This is a genomic window from Litoribaculum gwangyangense, assembly GCF_039543505.1.
In the GTDB taxonomy this organism is placed as follows: domain Bacteria; phylum Bacteroidota; class Bacteroidia; order Flavobacteriales; family Flavobacteriaceae; genus Litoribaculum; species Litoribaculum gwangyangense.
This window is the reverse complement of the sequence record NZ_BAABJW010000001.1, coordinates 770,911-788,413: the sequence shown is the minus strand read 5'-3', so window position 1 is coordinate 788,413 and position 17,503 is coordinate 770,911. Positions and strand designations below refer to the sequence as shown.

General features: G+C 29.9%; 18 protein-coding genes. 4 read left to right on the top strand and 14 right to left on the bottom strand.

The window, feature by feature from the left end; all coding sequences use genetic code 11:
* Position 1: 1 nt before the first annotated feature.
* The 10 genes from ABD963_RS03490 to ABD963_RS03445 form a co-directional block, all read right to left on the bottom strand.
* Positions 2-1,396: a GmrSD restriction endonuclease domain-containing protein gene (locus ABD963_RS03490; protein ID WP_345275547.1), complete on the bottom strand. Its 1,395-nt coding sequence runs from the start codon at positions 1,394-1,396 to the stop codon at positions 2-4.
* A gap of 2 nt (positions 1,397-1,398) precedes the next feature.
* Complete coding sequence (locus ABD963_RS03485) at positions 1,399-6,279, bottom strand: DEAD/DEAH box helicase (RefSeq protein ID WP_345275546.1); 4,881 nt, start codon at positions 6,277-6,279, stop codon at positions 1,399-1,401.
* Positions 6,280-6,448: 169 nt separating this feature from the next.
* Positions 6,449-7,102 (bottom strand): NUMOD1 domain-containing DNA-binding protein, encoded by a 654-nt coding sequence (locus tag ABD963_RS03480; RefSeq protein WP_345275545.1) that lies wholly within the window; start codon positions 7,100-7,102, stop codon positions 6,449-6,451.
* Positions 7,103-7,205: 103 nt separating this feature from the next.
* Positions 7,206-8,495, bottom strand: a complete 1,290-nt coding sequence (locus tag ABD963_RS03475) for a hypothetical protein (protein WP_345275544.1) — start codon at positions 8,493-8,495, stop codon at positions 7,206-7,208.
* A 455-nt stretch (positions 8,496-8,950) separates the two neighbouring features.
* Positions 8,951-9,205 (bottom strand): hypothetical protein, encoded by a 255-nt coding sequence (locus ABD963_RS03470; RefSeq protein ID WP_345275543.1) that lies wholly within the window; start codon positions 9,203-9,205, stop codon positions 8,951-8,953.
* Between the two features lie 45 nt (positions 9,206-9,250).
* Entirely contained in the window at positions 9,251-10,246 is a 996-nt protein-coding gene (locus ABD963_RS03465; protein ID WP_345275542.1) for a DUF3871 family protein, read from the bottom strand.
* Positions 10,212-11,120 carry an AAA family ATPase gene (locus tag ABD963_RS03460; RefSeq protein ID WP_345275541.1) on the bottom strand — a complete coding sequence of 303 codons (909 nt, stop codon included), beginning with the start codon at positions 11,118-11,120 and terminating at the stop codon, positions 10,212-10,214. The genes ABD963_RS03465 and ABD963_RS03460 overlap by 35 nt, the downstream gene beginning before the upstream one ends.
* 108 nt (positions 11,121-11,228) lie before the next feature.
* Positions 11,229-11,627 (bottom strand): hypothetical protein, encoded by a 399-nt coding sequence (locus ABD963_RS03455; protein ID WP_345275540.1) that lies wholly within the window; start codon positions 11,625-11,627, stop codon positions 11,229-11,231.
* A 443-nt stretch (positions 11,628-12,070) separates the two neighbouring features.
* Positions 12,071-12,532: a hypothetical protein gene (locus ABD963_RS03450; RefSeq protein ID WP_345275539.1), complete on the bottom strand. Its 462-nt coding sequence runs from the start codon at positions 12,530-12,532 to the stop codon at positions 12,071-12,073.
* Between the two features lie 9 nt (positions 12,533-12,541).
* Positions 12,542-13,027, bottom strand: coding sequence for a hypothetical protein (locus ABD963_RS03445; RefSeq protein WP_345275538.1), 486 nt, complete (start codon positions 13,025-13,027; stop codon positions 12,542-12,544).
* Between the two features lie 112 nt (positions 13,028-13,139).
* Between ABD963_RS03445 and ABD963_RS03440 the strand changes: the two genes are divergently transcribed.
* Entirely contained in the window at positions 13,140-13,382 is a 243-nt protein-coding gene (locus tag ABD963_RS03440) for a helix-turn-helix domain-containing protein (RefSeq protein ID WP_345275537.1), read from the top strand.
* 300 nt (positions 13,383-13,682) lie between these two features.
* On the opposite strand, the gene ABD963_RS03435 is transcribed toward ABD963_RS03440, so the two are convergent.
* The 4 genes from ABD963_RS03435 to ABD963_RS03420 all read right to left on the bottom strand — a co-directional run bounded on the left by ABD963_RS03435 (position 13,683) and on the right by ABD963_RS03420 (position 15,959).
* A complete protein-coding gene (locus ABD963_RS03435) occupies positions 13,683-13,919 on the bottom strand; it encodes a hypothetical protein (protein WP_345275536.1) in 237 nt (78 codons plus the stop codon).
* Positions 13,919-14,923, bottom strand: coding sequence for an exodeoxyribonuclease VII large subunit (locus tag ABD963_RS03430; protein WP_345275535.1), 1,005 nt, complete (start codon positions 14,921-14,923; stop codon positions 13,919-13,921). Before ABD963_RS03430 ends, ABD963_RS03435 begins: the two co-directional genes overlap by 1 nt.
* Positions 14,916-15,095, bottom strand: a complete 180-nt coding sequence (locus ABD963_RS03425; RefSeq protein ID WP_345275534.1) for a S24/S26 family peptidase — start codon at positions 15,093-15,095, stop codon at positions 14,916-14,918. The genes ABD963_RS03430 and ABD963_RS03425 overlap by 8 nt, the downstream gene beginning before the upstream one ends.
* Before the next feature lie 78 nt (positions 15,096-15,173).
* Positions 15,174-15,959 carry a Swt1 family HEPN domain-containing protein gene (locus ABD963_RS03420; protein WP_345275533.1) on the bottom strand — a complete coding sequence of 262 codons (786 nt, stop codon included), beginning with the start codon at positions 15,957-15,959 and terminating at the stop codon, positions 15,174-15,176.
* A gap of 64 nt (positions 15,960-16,023) precedes the next feature.
* On the opposite strand from ABD963_RS03420, the gene ABD963_RS03415 reads away from it, so the two are divergent.
* The 3 genes from ABD963_RS03415 (at position 16,024) to ABD963_RS03405 (ending at position 17,308) form a co-directional block, all read left to right on the top strand.
* The gene (locus ABD963_RS03415) at positions 16,024-16,305 is read left to right on the top strand and encodes a helix-turn-helix domain-containing protein (protein WP_345275532.1); all 282 of its coding nucleotides are present in this window, start codon (positions 16,024-16,026) and stop codon (positions 16,303-16,305) included.
* A gap of 180 nt (positions 16,306-16,485) precedes the next feature.
* Entirely contained in the window at positions 16,486-17,052 is a 567-nt protein-coding gene (locus tag ABD963_RS03410) for a hypothetical protein (protein WP_345275531.1), read from the top strand.
* Positions 17,036-17,308 (top strand): hypothetical protein, encoded by a 273-nt coding sequence (locus ABD963_RS03405; protein ID WP_345275530.1) that lies wholly within the window; start codon positions 17,036-17,038, stop codon positions 17,306-17,308. Before ABD963_RS03410 ends, ABD963_RS03405 begins: the two co-directional genes overlap by 17 nt.
* Positions 17,309-17,503: the final 195 nt, after the last annotated feature.

Below are 17,503 nucleotides of genomic sequence, written 5' to 3'. Positions count from 1 at the left end.
ATTATATTCTATTCCCTTTTGAAAGGTTATGAAATGAACATAACAACTCACCATTTTCAATTATAGTTTCGCCTCCTTTAGAATGAGGTAAAACGTGGTCTGCCTGATATTTTGACCAACTTACTATTGCTTCTTTTTCGGGAACACCTTCTCTTAAACATTGTTGACATAAACCCTTGCCTTTTCTATAAATTAATATTCTTTGTAATTCAGAAAAAGCTCTATTTGTATCTTTCTCTTTTAAATCTATATTATTATCTGAAACATATTTAAAGAAAATTTGGCGTAATATCATATCTCTTACTTCTAAATCAGTTTCTCCTTGTTGTCGTCTATTGCTAAAGCTTAATAAATCTGTATCTGTACCTTCATCATAAGTTTTCCACCTCTTGTAAAAGTCATATACAAAACCTTTAATATTAGATTTTGTCTCGTCATCAAGAACGTAATACATTCTTAAATGACGAATTAACATATAGATTGAGATTATAAAATATTCTGTTGAAAATTCTTTAATACCATTATTATCATCTAACACAGCATCATCTTTAAAGATGCTGTAAAATGTATTAAGGTTAGTTTTTACGTTTGTTGCTACTTTTTCATTTTCAAATGAATAATCTCCAATACCATTTTTAGTTTTATGCTCATTGATAAACTCGGTAATTTTCTTATCACTTAAATCTGTATAACCACCTTCTTTTTCAATTAATAAGAAACGTGCCATTAATTGTAGATGTTTCATTCTACCATTATCTACATCTAACAATTTAAAAAATGATAATTTATCCTTATTGGCATCAATTGGCATGTATGCTTCATAATCAAACGTTAAGTCATCAGAATATTTAACTATGAAATTTCTACTTAAACTTGATAATTGAGCGTGTGCCACTTCCATATAATTTAACGATTCACCTTGTTGCAAACGCCAAAATATTTCAGTTGCAATGATTTGATGTTCAACACTATTAGGTTCATCTATGTTTTTGATTACATCAGCTTGGTATTTAAGAGATTTATCTATAAACTTTCTTATTTCTGTATCTAAATCTTTATAATATTTTCCTGCTAAACCGTCTCCCAAATCTGAAAGTGTTTTAGGTAAAGGATATTTATTGTCAAAAAAATCTTGAACAGTTGTTATACGTTGCTGACCATCTACAATTTCACTAACAGTACCGCTATTATCTTTACGTACCTCTCTGATAACTAATTTAGGTATATAATATCTTCTAAACAAACTATCCATTAAAGCCTGTTTTTTCTTTTTATTCCAAACTACCCTTCGTTGATAAGGTGGTCTTGTAACAAAATCTTCTTTATACTCAAAAAAATCTTTAATACTTATTTCCGTTGGTACTACCGTATATTCTGTTTTTGGATTGAATGCCATTTTTATTCAAATTCTAATTTTGGTAAGTCATTTACAATATCTACTGTTTGAACACTTAAATTTATTATACTTAATATTAAATCTAAAATGTAACGTGGGTTTTCAACTTCTTTAGACCAGTCGTTAGGGTCGTTTTTAATTCCTGAATTTTTATCAACTGTAACTTGATATCTGTCCTTTATCCAATCAATAGCAGATTTACCATTTACTACATATTCATAAGCTTTATTAGGTATATTATTTATTTTAATTCTGCTATTATAAATAATTGTTCCTTTTTGGTCTTTTTTAGGGAAACGTAATTTTGTTACTCTATAAAACTCATACTCATCATTTATAAATAAGTCTTGTGGCATTATCACTTCTACATCATTATAAGGCTCTACTGATTCATATTTTATGTGTATTTCTGCTAATTGGCGCCCTGCTTTACTAAACGCCCAAAAATCTTTAGGTCTATCGACTAAAGGAATGCGAGGTAACATCTTTTTAAGGTCGTTAGCAAATGTTTCTCTGTAGTCTGGACTGTGTAAAATACCGTACACATAGTAGAAAATATCTTCTTTAGTTATCGACTTGCCATATTGCTTTTTAGCACGTTCCCAAATAAAATCACTTACACCATCTCTACGAATGTATTTAGACTCACTTGCTGCATCAAATAAACTGCCTTGAACTTGTTCTTTTTCTTCGTAGTAATATAATGGGAAACATTGTCCATTCATTTGTAACTGTAAATCAGGAATAGAATTAGTTATAATAACTGAAAATGATTTACTGCCACCTAAACCAGTAATACTAATTGTTCTATTAAATGTTTCATTAGTAGGTAAGATTTGTGAATGTAAGCCTGGACTCTCAATAAAAGCCTTATGGAAATACAATTGTTGTTTTGAATATGGTCTATAAAGACCTGTTCTAATATTTGATAAGTCTAATGAAAAAGTATTACCTGAATTTGCTTGTTTTCGTAATGAACGTGTCCATTTTATCTTTTTTAAATCATTGCTTATAAAATCCTCAACTTTTAATTTTTTATTTTCTTTTAATTTATTTTGGTAATCCGTAGTTTGCTCATTATAAAAACCAATCATATTACCCATATTAGAACCTAATTTATTTTTTGAAAAATTGTAACTCCATACATCTCTATTTGTACCTACACCTACAGCATAAGTATTGAAAAATGTTTGTGTTTTTAAGTTAAATTTCTTTTCTGGCTCAATAGGAATAAAAGTATCAAAAACATCATTTCGTTTATTTACCCAATCACTATGTTCATTGGGTTTTATCTTTTTCCAATCTATTTTATTGATTGATTTAAATTTTGCAATGATATCTAACTTTTCTTTTTGGTTTAAATAATCACCAATGTCGTGATAATAGATTTTTGCTTTTTCAGAATTATCAGGATGTTTAATCAATAAGGTGATGGATATTGGTGTACGTGAACCACCACCAAAAACGTTGCCAGCTTCCTTCTGTCTTAATTCACCTTGCGTTCTGGCGTTTCCTCTTAAATTAAACACATAAATCGTAGAAAATTCTTTTTCTAATGATTTGCGGAAACCATCTGTACTATTGCCATCTAACCATGCTCCATTACTCACAAAAGCAATGACACCACCATTTTTGGGGTCTAATCTATCTGTACTCCAACGGAACGCTTTTATATAAGCATCATATAAAGATTTATTTAAACCTGCATTTGATAAGGCTGCATACGTATTTGCTATTCTTGAATCTAACTTATCATAACTTTGGTTTTGTGCATTATCATTAGCAGATTTTTGACCAATGGAATAAGGTGGATTTCCCATTATTACACGTAATGGTGCTTTTTGTTGTGCCTGAACTCTTTTAGAGTTTTGAGGAAACATTTCAGAAAACAATTTTTCGCTTTGGTTGGTTTCGCCTAATTGAAAGGTATCAGTTAATACCATACCATCAAAGGGTGTGTATTCTGATTCTTCTTGTTCTATTTGGTCATGAAAAGCATTCTCGATATTTACAGCAGCTATGTAATATGCTAATAATACAATTTCGTTTGCGTGTAACTCTTTGGTGTATTTGCGTTGTAAATTTTCTTTTTTTATTAAACCACTTTGCAATAAACGAGTAATAAATGTTCCTGTTCCTGTAAATGGGTCTAAAATATGTATGTTTTCATCTGAAATAGAACGGTTAAATTCTTTTTGTAAAACATCATTAACAGAATGGATAATAAAATCTACGACTTCTACAGGTGTATATACTATTCCGAGCTGTTGAACCATTTTAGGAAAAGCCGTATAGAAAAATTTATCATATAACTCTAAAATAATACTTTGTTTACCCTCTGCATTATCTATACCCTCTGCACGTTTTTTTACAGATTGGTAGAATTTATCCAATGTTTCAGCATCTTTATCTAATGCTTGGTCTTCCAAAACATCTAACATTGTTTGCATAGATGTTGAAATGGCATTGTTTTTCACAAATGAGTACCCTTCAAATAAAGCCTCAAAAACAGGTTTTGTGATGATATGTTGTGACAACATTTCTACTGCCTGACTTTCTGAAATTGATGGGTTAATATTCTTTTGAAGTCCTTTTAAAAACTTATTAAATGCCTTTTGGTATTTAGGTTCTCTATTAATAAGATTGTTTATACGGTCTATTTGATTTTCGGCAATTTTTGCAACGTCTTTAGCCCATTTCTCCCAATATACCCTATCACCAACCTTTTGTACCATTTTAGCGTATACAACAGATTGCAGTTGTTCAAACTGCATTTGTAATTGGTTGTTTAAATCTTGGTATTTTGAATTTTTGTCATCTTTCGCCTTGCCTTCACCGTCTGTTGCAGAACCGCCAACTAAAACCTTTTTGGACTTATTATTATTTAATTCTAACTTATTGACCTCTGCATTAAAAGTATCATCATGAGCACGTAAGGCATTTAACACTGACCATACTACTTTAAATCTATCATTATCATCTAACGCTTTTGAAGGTTCAACATCGGAAGGAACTACCACAGGGATAATGATGTAGCCATATTTTTTGCCTGGTGCTTTACGCATTACACGACCTACAGACTGCACTACATCTACTTGAGAATTACGAGCAGATAAGAATAAAACAGCATCTAAAGATGGTACATCGACACCTTCGCTTAAACAACGTACATTGGTTAGTATTCTACATTCATTTGAATCAGCAGATTGCGATTTTAACCAACCTAATAATTCATCACGTAGTGGTGCATTCATACTACCATCGATATGGTTTGATGATACACTAACTAATTTTTCGCGTTGGCTTGGTTCAACAGAATCTAAATAAACATCAGAAGTTTCATTAAATATGTTAGTAATCTTTTTTGAAACCGAAATATTTTGACAAAAAGCAACAGCACGTTTCATTGGTTCTGGGTCAACTTCTTTTATTAAACCATTATCACCTAAAACTTGTTTTGAAAGTGCATTTAAACAACCAATTAATTTAGAAGCATCGTCAGAATTAATTTCATTTTCAGAATTAGCCACCATTCTTTGAACTGCGCTTGGGATATCGTTTTCACTTAATGTTAGTACCAATACTTTATAGTCGGTTAATAAGCCTCTATCTACAGCTTCACCAAAACCAATACGATACATTTCTTTACCATATTTAGTTTCATCGTCCATAGAACAAAGTACAGCATCATTTAAATCTGCTTTAGTTTTATCACTCTCTTTAAATAAACGAGGTGTAGCAGTCATATATAGTCTTTTATTGGCTTGTAAAAAGTTGTTATCGTGAACTTTTACAAATGTGGATTCGTCATTACCAGCTAAAGTAACTCCAGTTGTACGGTGTGCTTCATCACAAATAATTAAATCGAAAATAGCATTGTTATTATTCTCGTTTAATAAATGTTTTTGTGCATTTGCAATAACATCTATGGATTGATAGGTAGAAAATACTACGGTCATTCCTTTTTTAGATGACCTATCAATTGCTTTAAATTGTTTGATTACACTTTTTACATCTGTAGATGCAGGAAAAGGTAAATCGACTACATTTACATCTGGGTCGTCACTAAATTTCATTCTTTGTCTACCAATTTTAGCATCCGAACAAATAGCAATAGGTTTTATAGGTTCGTTAGCATCTGATGACCATTCCCGTAATGTTTGACCTAATAATGCGATAGATGGTACTAAAAACAATATCAACCCACTATTGTTGGTTTCGTTTTCAGCTATTCGTAATGAAGTAAATGTTTTACCCGTACCACAAGCCATTATTAACTTACCACGACCATTTTCTTTAAAATGTTCGTGAGTTTTATTTAGTGCTTCCTCTTGGTGATTAAATAATGTTTTTTTCTCTGTTCTTGCTAAATCACCTATTATACCCTTTTCAAGTTTTTCCCATTCAACAGGAGCTTGTTGTAAATCTGTAAGGTTTATTCTTGTTACAGGTGGATTTTGGTTTTTTATAGCCTCTTCAGCATTTGAACCCCATTTATTAGTAGTAGAAACCCAAATTCTTTTTGAAAATCCTATTGTTTGAAATTGGTCGTTTTTAAATTCACGACTTGATGTAGATAAAAAAGAATCAACAGAACTTTTATCTATAGAAGCATTTTCCGAGAAACATTTACATTGTATTGCCCAATAATCACCTTCAAAAGTTAAAGCTACCAAATCAATACCTGTGTCTTTACCACCAAAATCCTTTTTACCAGGGAACTCATTCCACATCCAAACATATTTTAAAGTATATGAATATGTTGGGTCTGTTTGTAAATATGCTTGTATTAATCTTTCAAATCTATCCCCTTTATCTCTTTCTGAAAATGATTTATCTCTGTAGTGTTGTAATATTTTATTGAATTGGGTAGGTGTAGCCATAAATTTAAAGTTAAGCTAAAATTAAGATTGAATGATAATTTTAACCAAAAAAAAGAAAAAATATCTTACAAAGCTATGAAAACTTTAAAATGATTTTTTTGTCCTGTCCCAATGTGTTACATAAAATACTTTTTAAATTTTTTATATATAATTAAAAAAAGGGAGTATATTAATTATACTCCCATTTATATCCATTTGATTGTTCTCTTTCTCCTCTGCAACATCTTGAAATACATGTTTTTGATATTCCTGTAAGTCTGGAAGCTTCTGCAACTGAAACATATTCAGACATAAAGTATCCATCTAAAGAATATTGATAAACTTTCTTTCTCCTTATATCACGTTTTGGACTAAATGTCTCTTTGAATTCATAGCTCCAATAAAAACCTCCATAAATATTATTGACAGATAAACATGCTCGAGATATATGTTGTTTAGTGGAACTGATGGATTTAGCTGCATTATCTAAACAATCAAAACTAGCCAACATTTTCCCATTGTCTAAGCTATACTTATAGACATTTTTTTTAAATTCACCACCAACTGAACTATTATACCCTTTATTTTTAGAATTATATTCTAAGATGTATTGTTGCTCTTTTTGCGCTAACTCATCTATTGAACTTGCCGTATCAATCTGTTCCCAGGAGAAAGCATCAGAACCACATGTATAGATTGCTTCATGGAATTTATTTTCTTCATTTCTATATGCTCTTTCAGTATGGTCTAATTTGCGTTGATGTATTGAATTGGTGGTTGCACCTATATACATTTTTCCATCTATTAAATTTTCAGCCTTGTAAATTATATAATTCATCTTCATAATCATTCTTCATTTTTCTAATTTCCTTTTAGGGAACCCCTCTCTTATCCCAATAATATCAAAGGATTCAAAAAAATTTACCCTTTTAAAACGGGTAATTTATTTATACTGCTTTTAAAAATCCTTTGTTAGATTGTCCATTACTTACAAACTTACCTTCCAACCAATCATTTAAAAGTTTCCTCATCCTTGAGTTTGGAATGAACAAATTCATTGGCTTGTTGTCCCTAATTCTGCCCCTCCAGACCCATTGAAGGAGTTCTGACAACGCCCAAATATCATCATCTAATATTACCCCTCTTTCCTTAAAGAAATGAACTGTTTGTGGGTCATGATACCTGTTTCCTAGAAAAGCCATTGACTTTTTACTCTTAAAAATATTAGTGGCTCTTGCATTGATAGGTATGAAACCCTTTGTATAACCATTACCACTCAACTTCTGCCTAAAAGCTTTGAAAGTTGTAAATGCATTTTCTTCTGTATTAGTCTTGAAAACCTTCTTGAAAATATACTCAGTGCTATTAACAACCTTTTTCAAGTTCTTCTTGTTCAAATTCTTTATCCAGGTCTTACTGAATGAGTTTAAACTTTCATTATAGTTTGCACTTCCCTCATAAACGTTCAACAGTTTCTTAATACTTCTCAGATGGTCTTCTTCATTATTGTAATTGATTTTATAATCAATATTGTACATTTTGAAATAGGAGCTCAACAAGCTTCCCTTAAAAAGGTACGTCAGTATTTCCACTCTTTGGAACCCCTTAAAAATCTCAATGGGAAAAACCCAAACAAAAAAATACTTGTCCAAAAAGAATACTGTACTGTTGTTGCAAATCCTTTTTACCTCCTTAAAAGCATTGTCGTTATATTCATCGTCTATGAATTTAACCTCGCTTGTTTCTTGGTCTATGATAATCAAGTTCTCATTGGTCAGAATTTCAATATCTTTGGCTCCAATATTGAAAACATTCAATGGATTCACGACTTCATCCAAAATCAGAATATAATCATCAAAAAGGCTATAATCATCCTTTTTAAGGTTCATAAACAGAGAATGAGTGGATACAATGTTTCGCTTTTTATTACAAAGCTTTAAAAACTGTGCCCTTTTGTTCAAATATTGATAACTACCTTCTGAATTAAGGTCAATATTTCCACTCTCATCACAATAGTCTATATTATAATCATATTTACCTTCCCCTTTCTCTCCTGGTCCCAATGGCGCATACACACTGTTTATTGGAAGGCTGTCCATTATCCTATCAATTTCACTCAAAAAAGGAGTTATATATATAAAACTCTTATCGTCTTTTAAATAGCTTTTCATTCTCTCTATGGCATCATAGGTTTTACCGCTACCCATGATAGCATCATAAACTTTAATTTTACTCATTATCAAATATCATTTATACCATTTAGGTGTATATTCATCAAAGCTAGCAACTATTATTCTAACCTTTATTTATTCAATTTTTTTGGGAATAGTTATTCAGAAAGAGTGAAGATTAATAATGTCCAAATAACTAAAAAGTAACTTGTGAGTTTGGGAATTTCATTTACATTCTTCATCATCTTTCTAACCCAAATAATCTATACAAATGTACAAAAAAAATATGACTTATGCAAGTTTTTTCTTACTTATTTTATACTCAAAAAGATTATAAATCATAACTTTTAAGTTAATTCATCTTTTGTACTTAAAGCATTGTATATAATTAAACATACAATGCCATAAATACAATTGAGCACTCTAATTCATTTTCAGTGGTTTTTCATATTATAGAGGTAAAACCTTCTCAAAACATATCTAGTAGTAAGGATATGGAAAATACAGCATAAGCCTCTTTTTTATTCATCAACCTGAATTTCAAAATGATGGTGATAATAATATTTCTCTTTAATCTTAAAAACTGTTTTAAGTTCCATAGTAACCTTAACCTCTTCAACCCAAACAATTTCACCTTTTTTTAATTCACCGATATCACCAATTACTTGGACTTTAAAAGGACAAAAAAGTAATTTTAACAAGTTGTTCCAGGTGACAACATAAAGCACTTTTGGATTTGAAAATTTAAGTAGTTCAGCTAGCTGTTTTTCATCCATAGCAATATTATATTAGAAGGCTAAATTCTGTTTTTAGCTATATTATTAATTATCAAGGAACCAATTTGGGATATTGTTTTTCATTGAAATACCCAGTTCATTGACTAGCTCGTATGCGTTGACATTTCTACTCAAGAAAGTATCTATGTAACTACTTTTCACACTTCCAGTAAGTAAATTATATAAGCACCAAAGACTAATTGTCCCATCTGAATTTCTTGAAAAGTTTTCATCTTCATAATAACCTTTAGTCACGGCATTAATTTGACCATCATTTAATAATAGAGATGGAACTTGTTTCCTTTCTACTTTTGACAAATAATAATACATACGACACCTTCCTAAAAACTTCGCAAATTGTTTTTCTGTTAGATAATATCTTGATAAGAGCTTTAGATTATTTAAGTGATTTTGAATTTCATAGCTGCTCAAAACGCCCGTTATTTTTGATTTTAGTTCTTTAACTGATGATGCTCTAAGCTCTTCAACAACACCATCTGAACTCAAACACATGTTAGTACAGACAAAATTTAAAAAGCCTATTCCAATTTTGAATTTCTCATAGTTTTTATTACTGTAGAGATTTTCTTGATTATAGGCTCTAACAGCTATAATAGAAAGGTTTAAGCTATTCCCATTTATTATTTCATTGATACTAGGAACATCTATTTTGAACATCATTCTTTCAAAATATTGTGTTTTTTCATTTTCAAGGAGAGCCTTTACAGGCTTGTCAATTGCAGAAGGAATACGTCCTAACACTTTATGACTAGCCCTAATTACAGGCTTAGTAATCTGCTGACCTTCAAATATTGATTTAACGCATTCTTCAGTTGTTTGAATAAATTCATGATGTGCCAATGTACATTCCAAATCTTTAAATGTTGGAATGATACAGTCCTTCTTTAAATAATCTAAACTTACCTCTTTAGTATTCGCCTCAATAAATGGGCTTTTTGATTGTCCAGTCATTATTTCCTCTTCAGAAATAATCTGATTATCTGTGTCATTTTGTATTGCTATCGATTCCATTTTCTTCATTCTTTGATTGGTTAATAATTTCTTTATTGGGAATAATTTGAGATTTTAATGTTTGAATCTCTTGTTGTCTCTGTAATATTTGAGGTTTTATTTTTTCCTGTATTTCAGGATACTTGGCGTAGACATATCTTAACTGTTCTATGGTTTTGCAGCTGGAGATTTCTTTTGTGATATCATCATTTGGGGGTATATCAGTTTGATTGCACCACTGTAATATCTTTTTCCCTGTAGCTGCATTAATAACAAATTCTGGTTTACCTGATGAAAACAATCCCGTTCTGTCCTTGCTTGCTCTTACTAAATGTTGGTCATTAATGATTTCAAAATTTACCGTTAGTTCATATTCAAAGCCTTCTCTAGTGATTTCCTTCATGCCATGTTTGACAACTTTTGTGCGTCCGTTTGAAGTAGTATCTATAGAATAGTCAATTTTGCTTCTTACTGTTGTAATAATATGGCTTTTACTTCCTAAAATTGCATCAATAAAAGCCTGGTGCCTTGGAGTTACATTTGCCCAGTCCTGAAACCTACCTCCTAATTGTTCGTGTATCTGTAGACAACCACCTTTGCCCTGCCATTCATGGGTAATACTATCGATAATAATTACTTCCATAGAAGCATTTTCACAAGTTCTAATAGCTTCAATATACCGTTCTGGACTGTAAGGTTCATCTAGCCTGAGCACGTTAAAATCACCTAAATGAGAGTATAGTGAGGCTGAATTGTTTTCTGTGTCTATGATTGCAATCTTAGTCCAATCATTTGTAATACCATAAGCTAATAATAAAGCAGAATAGCTTTTGCCAAATCCGCTTGCACCGCTTATTCCAAGTCTTAATTTTACTTGGTCCCTTTGTGCTTTTTGTAGTTTCATAATATTTATGAATTAAAGTTTTTATTTAAAATGTTATAATTTATTATGTTCATGCATAAAAAAAGAGCTCCATTTCTGAAGCTCTGTAAATATTGTCTGTTGACTCTTTTAAGCCTCTACCAATACATCGTCAACCACATTATCTTTGATAATTGACTTGGTATGTGAGGAATTCAAAGAATTTTCACCCAATAGTAAAGCTAGGTCTATAGGTGTACCTGCTCCAAGCTTGGCAACTGCCCTACCTGCATATTCACCCTCTATTTGGATTTCCAATCCTATCTCTTGTCCCACAGCATATCTTTCCTCATGTTTTGAAATACTATTGGAATAAAAGCGAACTGGTGTGATAATCTTCTGTCCATTTGGATAAACCATCTCAACATCCCCCAACTGATAAGGAGTGTTCTTTTCATTGTTCAAATAGTAAATTTCATCATTAAGTGATACAATCTTTCCGTGGTAGTCTACTACCATTATACCTGCTTTGTTTCTGTAAGGTACCATAATTTTTAATTTTAAAAGTTAATAAATATGCACCCCACAATTAGCCAGGGGGTACTTCGCAAAAGGAAAAAAGAGTAGGGGGTGATGTTTAGATTAGTCTGCGTTTACAGCTCTATTTATATTTTGAAATATTATAAGGGGGTGTTTCAAAAAAAAGGTAATTGCTAAATTCCAAAAAAGCTTAGAAATTTTTGTCAAAAAAAAATTTTTTTTAATCCCAAAGGACTCCTGTAAAGAATAATTGGAGATATATTTGCTAGCATTTGGGACATTTTTATAATCCATCCTTTAAAAAGTTATCAAAGGACTTTGCTACAAAATAACTACCCCTGGTTCCAATTAGGATTTTATTATTATATGGGATTATATTTTGTAAACCACAGATTAATACTTTTTATTGTAATCATACGTTTATATTGCCTATACTTGTGACCACATGATAATTAAAATGGTAAATCATCCTCATAATCTTCTATATCATTATTCTCTAGGGTACTAATTCCTAACCATTGTCTCAATGGCTGGTAATTATCATTATATAATCTAAAAATTTCATCTTCATCATGATTTAATATTTCATCTAACCCATAAAAAGCCTCCATAATTCCTACAATGTAATGACCATAAACAATTAAATCAAAATGTCTGTAGCCTAGTTTTCTAACAACACAAAAAGTAGTTATCGGTAAATTTTGAAAAAAAGATAATGACCCTTCGTATGTCTTTGCTTTAACCATAACTAATTCCCCAGATACAAAATCTAAGATTTCTATATCTATGCTAAAAACCTTTCCCCTTAACCTATTACCAACACTTAAAACCTTACAAGGTACTTTGTATACATTCTCCTTATAGAACTCACTGTATGAGTTAATAATTGGGATTAATCTAAAATCTGTTGACATTTGTAATTATTAGTTTGTAAAAAGTTCCTTTTGTGGTTCTATATTATTCCCCATAAGATTTAAAAGATGTAACAATCCTTTTTGGATTCTGTTTGTAATCTCATTATGTCCATTTTTCATGCTAATAGTGAACTCGGAAACAAACTCATCATCTTCAGGGACATAAATATCTTCCGTATCGGACCTAATAAAAATATCCAAGGTGCTGTTGGTTCTGTTTTTGGTAGATAGGTATATTTTAGAAACAACTTCAGGCACAAAAGAATAATATTGGTAAGTGTTTCTATTCAGTAATGGATTCCAGCTTTTGCGGACAAATAACAAGTAATCCCCGTAATTATCATCTTTTTTTATTGAGATTTGATATGTACCCATTATTTGATTGTCACCAAACTCTTCAAGCTTTAGATTAAGCCAATCCAAGGTTTCCTCTCTGGTCTGTGAATAAATTAGTGCAGTAGAGAGAATCAAAAATATTGATATTAAAATTTTCATTGGTTTAGGCTTTAAACTAATAGATAGATTTTCCATTATTAAATATATAAAACATATTTAACCGAACATATATGTTCTGCTGTTTTTTTATCAAATGGAGCAAATTTGTTCTATGGCTAGCAGGTCGATAAATAATGTTGATAATGAAGCAATTATTAAATTGGGTAGGCGTATAAAATTTTTACGTTATGAAAAGAATATGACCCAAATGGATGTAGCCGTATTAGTAAATATTGATGCTTCTGCGGTTAGAAGATATGAAAAAGGTAAAGTTGAAATGGGGTTTACTACCTTGATAAAATTTGCTGAAGCTTTTGAAGTAACAGTTAATGACTTGATTTATTCAAAAGAATAATATATGCCTACAAATCTTGAAGCAATCATTACACATTAGACCATTGACAGATGTCTTAACAACAAACTTATTAGGTATTCCATTGATTTACTTATAGATAGGTGCTCAGATGAAATCAGTGATTTTTATGGAGATATATGGCTAAAATAAAAAATAAAAAACGACCATTTTTTTATTTGTTATCCAAGAGAAACCGAAGAGAACTGTTTAATTGGGAATTCATTTTTAGGATTGTAAAATAACCCCCTACAAATTTCTGATTAAAAAGTTAACAAGTAGACTGCTATAAGTTTACAAGTTTTATTTTAAATCTAAGTGAGAAATATATTTGTCCAATTGTACACCAAGCTTAAAGCTTCTTACTTCAACCACTTTGTTTAATTGACTGTCATATATCAATTCAACATAAAATTTATCCAAAGAATAAAGGTTCATCCTTATATCCACTGTTACATAATTATCCAAAAAAACACCATTATCCACCACGGCAAATAGTTTATCATCAAATTCTAGCTTATTGAACTCCTCTAATGTCATTAACTGTTTACTTTAAATACAAGAACTCCCAATAAAGCAATCAAAACAACAAGGACAATCCAAATTATATTTAATGTTTTCTTGTATGCCATAATCTGACTTGAAAGTAATTTAGTTTCTTTATCAGCTTGCTTCTTGAACTGAATCAATTCTTCATCTTTAATCTTTAAAGCATTATTTCTATTCTTATAAGTAATTATCACTTTCTGCAGAAATGCTCCAACAGCTGTAGGAGTTGAAAAACCTCTATCAGCAACTTTTTCAAACAAAGTTTTATCCTCATCATGACCTATTCCTGTAATAAAAGGAATTGGTAGTTCAATAGCCTTTTTACAAAGTTCAACTTCATTAAATACTTCCAATCCACTTCCACCTCCTCTGATAATAACTAATAAATCAGAGTTACTAAAATCAAATTTATTTAAAAACTCAAGTGTTTCATTTTTTGATGATAAATTACATCTGTGATGTCTAATATCATAATAATTTGCTTCTAAAAGCTGACTCATATAATCATCTTGTGATGTCGACTTTACACCTGTTATAATTTCTATTCTTGGTTTTAAGCCATTCTCAATTTTATTTATTAATAGGTCCTCTATTAAAGGAAAATCACGCTTAAACCTTGCTTCTACAACATCATATTCAACTTCAGAAATAAGTTGTACTCTTTTCTCATACTTTAAAATTTTGGTAACAGTGAACAACACATTTATTTTAGAATCATTTGATAAATTTTGTGATTTATTTATAAATCCCTCAAATTGGTAATATTTTCCATCTGTAAGTTGTTCCTTTAAATCTTGAGTAAATTGTGAAGTAATTTTACACTGTTTATCCTTGCTTACTATTTCATCATAATAATACTTTCCATAAAGCTTCCCATTTTGATGAAAATAAAACCCCTCTAAAATCAATAATTGACCATCTAAAGTAGATGATAAGCTATTGGCATATAAAGATTGGAGTGTACTAACAGTAATAGTATTATTTGTTTTATTCATTATAATTCACTTTATAAAGAATATCAGGTTTATTGCCTTTTTCCCCAGCATAAAAAGTAGTACTGGGATGCTTAATTAAGTGCTTGTTAAGGTCTATATTAATATCTAAAAAATCATCAGCTGGTGATGGAAAGCCAACAGATATACCATTTACAACAAAAGGAAGTTTCAATTCAGTTGTGTATGAAGGAGTATAAAACTCAATATTTTCCGTGTTATATAGATTTTTTAATTTCAATGTTTATTAAATTTATTTAAGTAATCTAAACCAATCTTTTAGGGCTAAATTAAGCCTAGAAATCTCGTCGTCAGGAAGAACAACGGAATGAGCAATTGAATTCCTTAATGTATTTAAATTCTCAGTGATAACCCTAAAATCTGTAGAGTTCTTGAATTTTTTTGAGAATACATCCCAATTTGTTTCAACAATTTTTCTCAGCTCGCCAAATGTGGTATAATCAATTTTATGTTCTGACTTTTTAGAAAAAACACGATTGTTTTCATTTTCAATTAATGAATTAACCTTATCTCTGATTTTATCAATTACTTTTTCATTCCACCAATTATCTCCATACTCTTCATAGAGAGTTACTTCTACTAATCTTCTAATTGATTTTTCAAGACAATAAATTAATTTGTAATATTCACTCATTTGCTTAGCTTCTTCAATTAACTTTTCATCAAAATTAAAGTCATTATCGACAGTCTTAATTTGTAAACTTTTTTTCTCTTTATTATTTACTAATCTCTTAGATTTAGGGGATTTTGTAAAGAATCTATAATATGCTTTTAATGCATTTCTATAAGTTCCATGCCCGATATTACCAATCTCAGCATATTCACCTTTTAACTGGTACAAATCAACTATTTTAGCTAATAATTCAGCATTTTTAATTAGATATATTTTGGTATGTAAACTTGTTACTTTATTTATATGTTCTGAAATTTTATTAATTGATAATGCATATGCTTTTGCAGTATTAATTTTTTTATTTTCTTCTTTAACAAGCCAATTTATGAATCTTTCTTCTACCATATTGAAAAGATAATTTATTATCATTTAAAAGTATTAAAATTAAACTATCCAAAAACTTAATAGAATGAAAAACTTAAAATTTGAGGATTTACCAAAAGCAATGGAATTAACTTTAGAGAAACTAATGTTTATAGAGCAACAACTTTATGAATTAAAGCAAAATTATCAGCCTAAAGAACATGTGGAGTTAATGACTAGAAATGAAGTGGCTGACTATTTAAAAATAAATATGACCACACTATGGAATTGGACTAATAAAGGAAAACTAATTGCTTATAGCATTGGTTCTAGAGTATATTATAAAAGAAGTGAAATAGTGAATTGTTTAGTTAAAATTTATAAATAAAAAAAATGTAAGTTATATTTTTGATGTTTTGTAAGAAAGTGATTATATTAGAATTATGGCTTTGGTTATTTAGAATAATAAAGTATAGTAATAATCAAATGTATTTCTCAATATTGGAGGAGTATAGGTCATTCAATAACTTATATAACTAAGTTGACAAACATTTAAAAAAGTCAAAATATGAGGAAATTTATATTATTAACTTTAATTCTTTTTTCTACATTTTCATTTGCACAAATCCCAGGGTTTTGGGAATCAAAAGAATTTAGTAAAGATGTTTCTTTATTCAAAGCTAAAACTTTTTTAACTCAGGATGTTTTAAAGACATCGGAAAACTCACTACAATTTGAAGCAATACCATTAGCTGCTGCAAGTTCAGGAGAATTAACAACCTTAATTTATAAATGTGATAGCCAAAATGCAGATGGACTAATTTTAGGTTTTTATGGAAATTATTGGGATTCTACATCTGGAGTAATTTATCAAGGTTATGGGTTTAAAAACCTTCCGAAAGACAAAGCCTATAACTTTTTAAACAAAATAGAATCTGAAATTGAAAAGAATCAAAAGTTTTTGAAAGACAATAATGATAACAATAACATTGTATTTGAATTTGACGACTTAAAAGTTATGATATGGACAACATCGGGAAGTTATCTAATACGTGTTTTTTATAATGGATTCGATTCCACTTGGGAAAAGACATCTTTTGAACGGTCTAAACGAAGATTTGAAAGAAAAATATAATAAATTGAATGTGACACATAACAGTATTTTCAATAACCCAGAATTTGATAATCGATTTGACAGATTAATGGCTTCAATAAAAAAATATTTAATTGAAGCCAACTATGATTTAGTTAATTTAGAAATAGATGAAATTATTGGATGGCATGATTGGGGAACGGAACGGAAAATATATGTAAGTGATAAATGCCCTTTAGACATAAAAACCCAAATTACTGACTTGATAAAAAAGGAATTTTCTAATCCAGAAAAATAAACAAATTAAAAACTTATTGCAACATATTATAAAAATAATTCCTTGGTTATCTAATTCTTGTTTAATCAAAGTAATATTTAGATTTAAACTAAGTTTGTATAAACAATTCTCTTTAATCTAGAAATCTCTAAACAAATTTTCTTCATTGTTATTATTACATATTTTATTTATGTAATCTCCACACTTGAACGAATT

Coding starts and splice junctions, on each gene's coding strand:
- ABD963_RS03440 (WP_345275537.1), top strand. CDS start 13,140: ATGGCTAGCAGGTCGATAAATAATGTTGATAATGAAGCAATTATTAAA.
- ABD963_RS03480 (WP_345275545.1), bottom strand. CDS start 7,102: ATGAAGATGAATTATATAATTTACAAGGCTGAAAATTTAATAGATGGA.
- ABD963_RS03485 (WP_345275546.1), bottom strand. CDS start 6,279: ATGGCTACACCTACCCAATTCAATAAAATATTACAACACTACAGAGAT.
- ABD963_RS03415 (WP_345275532.1), top strand. CDS start 16,024: ATGAAAAACTTAAAATTTGAGGATTTACCAAAAGCAATGGAATTAACT.
- ABD963_RS03450 (WP_345275539.1), bottom strand. CDS start 12,532: ATGTCAACAGATTTTAGATTAATCCCAATTATTAACTCATACAGTGAG.
- ABD963_RS03490 (WP_345275547.1), bottom strand. CDS start 1,396: ATGGCATTCAATCCAAAAACAGAATATACGGTAGTACCAACGGAAATA.
- ABD963_RS03420 (WP_345275533.1), bottom strand. CDS start 15,959: ATGGTAGAAGAAAGATTCATAAATTGGCTTGTTAAAGAAGAAAATAAA.
- ABD963_RS03455 (WP_345275540.1), bottom strand. CDS start 11,627: ATGGTACCTTACAGAAACAAAGCAGGTATAATGGTAGTAGACTACCAC.
- ABD963_RS03470 (WP_345275543.1), bottom strand. CDS start 9,205: ATGGATGAAAAACAGCTAGCTGAACTACTTAAATTTTCAAATCCAAAA.
- ABD963_RS03460 (WP_345275541.1), bottom strand. CDS start 11,120: ATGAAACTACAAAAAGCACAAAGGGACCAAGTAAAATTAAGACTTGGA.
- ABD963_RS03465 (WP_345275542.1), bottom strand. CDS start 10,246: ATGAAGAAAATGGAATCGATAGCAATACAAAATGACACAGATAATCAG.
- ABD963_RS03475 (WP_345275544.1), bottom strand. CDS start 8,495: ATGAGTAAAATTAAAGTTTATGATGCTATCATGGGTAGCGGTAAAACC.
- ABD963_RS03445 (WP_345275538.1), bottom strand. CDS start 13,027: ATGAAAATTTTAATATCAATATTTTTGATTCTCTCTACTGCACTAATT.
- ABD963_RS03410 (WP_345275531.1), top strand. CDS start 16,486: ATGAGGAAATTTATATTATTAACTTTAATTCTTTTTTCTACATTTTCA.
- ABD963_RS03435 (WP_345275536.1), bottom strand. CDS start 13,919: ATGACATTAGAGGAGTTCAATAAGCTAGAATTTGATGATAAACTATTT.
- ABD963_RS03430 (WP_345275535.1), bottom strand. CDS start 14,923: ATGAATAAAACAAATAATACTATTACTGTTAGTACACTCCAATCTTTA.